The following is a 3,429-nucleotide window of genomic DNA, read 5'->3' as shown; positions in this document are numbered from 1 at the left end:
GCGATCGAGCGTGCGCCGGTGGAACCGCACAGGTCGTCGCGGTCCAGTTCGGCGACGATGCCCACGATGCGGCCGTCGATCGCGTTGCGCTGACCGGACAACTCCGCCAACTCCCCGAACAGCACATCGGCACGCTCAGCCGGGGTCACCTCAAGGGCCAAAGCTGGTGCGGTCGAACGCATACCAACATCAAAGCAGAAGGGTCCGACACGTCTCGGGCGCAGCACCGCTCAGGCGACGGGTGGTCGCCGCTCCCCGAGCTCGTCGAGCTCGTGCACCAGGCTCTTGGTCGCCGGATACAGCTCGCGCCATACGCCGTACAGCTCGTCGTAGAGCGCACGATTGGCGGGGTCGGGCGTGATCTCGTGGGCGATTCTGGCCCAATCCGTCTCCGGCGCAACCAGTTCCACACCGATGGCCGCCATCAGGGCGTCACCGTAGCTGGCCCCGATCGCCTGCTCGGGAACCAGTTGCGTGCGGCCGGTGATGTCACTGACCGCCTGCGCCCAGACCGGGCTGCGCAGCCCGCCGCCGACCGCGACGGTGCGCTTGCCGGTGTGCGCGTCGTCGAACTTCTCCAGGATCTGTCTGATGCCGAAGCCGATGCCCTCGTACGCCGCGCGGAACAGGTGTCCGCGGCCGTGCCGCAGCGTGAGCCCGGCGAACAGCCCCCTGGCTTGCGGGTCGAACACCGGGGTCCGCTCCCCCGCCAGGTAGGGCAGCGCGATCAGGCCCTCACTGCCCGCGGGAACCGCCGACGCCTCGGCCATCAGGACGTCGAACGGCGCACCGCCGGTGACGGTCTGCAGCCAACCGATCATGCTGCCCGCGGTCGAGGTACCCGCCGCCAGCGCCAGCGTTCCCCGTTCGATGCCCGCCGTCGTCCACAGGGCCGGGTCGCTGTGATACCCGTCGATGACCTGGACCAGGAACATCGTCGAGCCGTACATCAGCATCTGGTCACCGGGGTTGCGGACTCCCACCGAGAACGCCTCGGAGTAGGCGTCGACCGCGCCCGCCACCAGAGGTGTGCCCGCAGGGATGCCGGTGGCGGCCGCGGCCTCGGCGTGGACGGTGCCGACGACCTCGTTGGGCCAGACCAGCCGCGGCAACGGCAGATGCCCGCAGATTCGCTCCGCCCATTCGACGTTCCAGTCGAATTCACTGGTCGCGTACAGCGGATCGCACTGACTCGCGGTGTGGTGGTCCAGCACGTACTCCCCGGTGAGCTTGGCGGCGATGTAGGAGTTCGACCCGTACCACCCGGTGGCGCGCCCGAACACGTCGGGCTCGTGCCTTCGCACCCATTCCAGCTTGGGTCCGACGGCTTGACTCGACAGCAACGTACCGGCCCGTTCGAGGATCGCGTCAGCGCCGAATTCATCAGTCAGCAACTGGATTTCGGCCGTAGCCCTGGTGTCGATCCCGTAGAGGATGGCCGGCCGCAGCGGCGTCAGCGCGTCGTCGCAGAGCACCAGGCACGGCCCCACCCCGCTCACGCACACCGCGGCGAGGTTGGAGCCGAGCGGTATCTCCGCGGTCAGGCGGCGACTGATCTCGCACACCTCGCCCCACCACGTCGACTGGGCGTCGACCTCCGCCCAACCGGGTCGGGGCAGGCTCATCGCATGCGGAATCGTCTGGGACGCCAGCACCACGCCCGCGGCGTCCACGAGTACGCCCTTGGTGCTCCCGGTGCCCATGTCGATTCCGAGAAGCACGTCCACGGCGCAACCCTACGTCGGGCGCGATCAGTCCAGGAACACCACGTTGGCATCCACGGGGTTGCGCGGTATCCGGAGGTCGTTGGCGGGGAACGACGGGTCGCCGTAGCCGATCGCCAGACCACACAGCACCCGAAGGTCGTCAGGGATGTCCAGTTGCCGGCGAACCACCTCGGGATACAGCGCGATGGACACTTGGACACAGCTGTCAAGGCCCCGTTCGGTCAGGGCCAGCAGCAGCGTCTGCAGGAACATGCCGACGCCAAGACCGTCAACCACGCCGAGGTCGCGGTGCATGCACACGATGCCCGCCACCGGCGTACCGAAGAACGTCCAGTTGCGGAGCTGAGCTTGCCAGCGTCCCTCGGCGTCGTCGCGCGCCACGCCCATCGACCCGTACACGAGGGCACCGAGTTCGCGGCGCAGGTGCGCGAACGACTCGGGCAACCCCATCGCCACGGGCCGATGGGCCCGCACTTCGGCCGACAGCGCCTCGACCAGACGGTCGCGTCGTCTTCCCGAGGCGAGGAACAGCCGCCACGGCTGAACGTTCGAGTTGGACGGCGCCCGCATGGCCATGGTCAGCGCCTCGCGCAGCAGATCGTCTGGAACGGCTTTGTCCGGCAGGAACATCCGCGTCGAGTGACGCCTCCGGACGACCTCGTCGAGCTCAGCCATCGGACTCGGCGATCATCGAACCGCGAGCCAGTCGGCGAAGCGGGTGGGGGCCAGGGTGGCGCCCTCTCCGGTGACGAGGCTGGTCTGCGCCACCGCCGTCCCGAAGTACGTGGCATCCGGATCGACGACGACGAGCTTGTCGTCACCCTGCTTGGCGAGCACCGCGCGGGCCATGTCGGCGAACGAGATCTTCTGCGGGCCACCGACGTCGATGACGCCGTTGACGGGGGCGGCGACGGCGGCACGAGCCACCTCGGCAGCGACGTCGTCGGCGGCGATCGGTTGGATCAAGGCGTCCGGCGCCCTGACCTCGTCGCCGACGACCAGCGATCCGGTGATGGCCTCGGCGAACTCCTGGAACTGGGTGGCGCGCACGATCGTGTAGGGCAGTCCCGAGTCGGTGATCGTCCTCTCCTGCGCCACCTTCGCGCGCATGTAGCCACTGTCGGGCAGGCCATCCACGCCGACGATCGAGAGGGCGACGTAGTGGCCGACGCCGGCCGCCCCTGCCGCGGCGGTGAGGTTGGCCGCCGATGCGGTGAAGAACTTCAGCACCGGCTCGTCCTCGAACGACGGCGAGTTGACCACGTCGACCAGGACCTGCGCGCCGGCCAGGGCCTCGGCCAACCCCTCGCCCGTGAGGACGTCGGCGCCCGTGCCACGGGATGCCGCGACGACGTCGTGCCCCTCGGCCCTGAGCAACTCGACGACTGTGGAGCCGACCTGACCGGTCGCCCCGATGACTGTGATCTTCATTGTGCGAAAGCCTTTCCCAGTGTGTTGATGGCCCGAGCCACTCCTTCGCCGCCGAGGACGTCATTCTCGTCGACGATCACCGATGCCGGTGACAATCCGACAAGCTCGTCCTCGGGCAAGTGGCTCACCCGTCAAGCTTCACCCCGCGGGGTGCGTCGGCGAACCCTGGAGAGTCCGTAGTCCCTGGCTCCATGGGGTGTCTGACAGCTCTCGCCGCGAACGGATCGCGGGCTTGGCCCCCTCCCAACGCGAAACCCCGACGCACGTGACG

General features: G+C 68.7%; 4 protein-coding genes and 1 pseudogene. All 5 read right to left on the bottom strand.

Features of this window, described 5'->3' with window-relative positions; translation table 11 throughout:
• Positions 1 to 182: pseudogene (locus ACRDUX_RS06500) on the bottom strand (hypothetical protein); the annotation flags it as partial.
• A 48-nt stretch (positions 183 to 230) separates the two neighbouring features.
• Positions 231 to 1,727 (bottom strand): FGGY-family carbohydrate kinase, encoded by a 1,497-nt coding sequence (locus tag ACRDUX_RS06495; RefSeq protein ID WP_526412132.1) that lies wholly within the window; start codon positions 1,725 to 1,727, stop codon positions 231 to 233.
• 24 nt (positions 1,728 to 1,751) lie between these two features.
• The gene (locus tag ACRDUX_RS06490; RefSeq protein ID WP_526412130.1) at positions 1,752 to 2,402 is read right to left on the bottom strand and encodes a nitroreductase; all 651 of its coding nucleotides are present in this window, start codon (positions 2,400 to 2,402) and stop codon (positions 1,752 to 1,754) included.
• A 12-nt stretch (positions 2,403 to 2,414) separates the two neighbouring features.
• The gene (locus ACRDUX_RS06485) at positions 2,415 to 3,158 is read right to left on the bottom strand and encodes an SDR family oxidoreductase (RefSeq protein ID WP_526412129.1); all 744 of its coding nucleotides are present in this window, start codon (positions 3,156 to 3,158) and stop codon (positions 2,415 to 2,417) included.
• Complete coding sequence (locus tag ACRDUX_RS06480) at positions 3,155 to 3,286, bottom strand: hypothetical protein (RefSeq protein WP_526412127.1); 132 nt, start codon at positions 3,284 to 3,286, stop codon at positions 3,155 to 3,157. The genes ACRDUX_RS06485 and ACRDUX_RS06480 overlap by 4 nt, the downstream gene beginning before the upstream one ends.
• Positions 3,287 to 3,429: the final 143 nt, after the last annotated feature.

The organism is Mycobacterium sp. (genome assembly GCF_050701675.1).
GTDB lineage: Bacteria > Actinomycetota > Actinomycetes > Mycobacteriales > Mycobacteriaceae > Mycobacterium.
The sequence above is the reverse complement of the archived record's forward strand: the minus strand, read 5'-3'. Positions and strand labels throughout refer to the sequence as shown.

Coding starts and splice junctions, on each gene's coding strand:
- ACRDUX_RS06490 (WP_526412130.1), bottom strand. CDS start 2,402: ATGGCTGAGCTCGACGAGGTCGTCCGGAGGCGTCACTCGACGCGGATG.
- ACRDUX_RS06485 (WP_526412129.1), bottom strand. CDS start 3,158: ATGAAGATCACAGTCATCGGGGCGACCGGTCAGGTCGGCTCCACAGTC.